Below are 279 nucleotides of genomic sequence, written 5' to 3'. Positions count from 1 at the left end.
ACAGGCCGAGGGCGGCGCAGGCCGCCTCGATCCCGGAGCACACGGCCGAGGCCGAGACGGCGCCCGAGTTGAGGTAGGACGCGACGTTCGCCGAGGTCACGAGCGAGGATCCGACCGAGACGAACGGCGTGCCGTCGAGCTCGCCGTCGGCGTCGGGCTCCTCGCCGAACAGCAGCTTCACCGCGACCTTGGCGGCAGCGGTCGCCTCGTCGCGGTACAACTTCGCGATCGTCGAGACCTGCTTGCCGAGGATGAGGTTGCGCAGGCCCTGCGTGGTGG

The 279-nt window shown here is 71.0% G+C and carries 1 pseudogene; it reads right to left on the bottom strand.

Annotation, left to right across the window (positions count from 1 at the left end):
• A pseudogene (locus FJ658_RS16535) lies at positions 1–279 on the bottom strand (hypothetical protein); the annotation flags it as partial.

It is taken from the genome of Schumannella sp. 10F1B-5-1 (assembly GCF_006517535.1).
Taxonomy (GTDB): domain Bacteria; phylum Actinomycetota; class Actinomycetes; order Actinomycetales; family Microbacteriaceae; genus Schumannella.
Note: the sequence above shows the minus strand (reverse complement) of the source record. Positions and strands in the feature narration are given on the sequence as shown.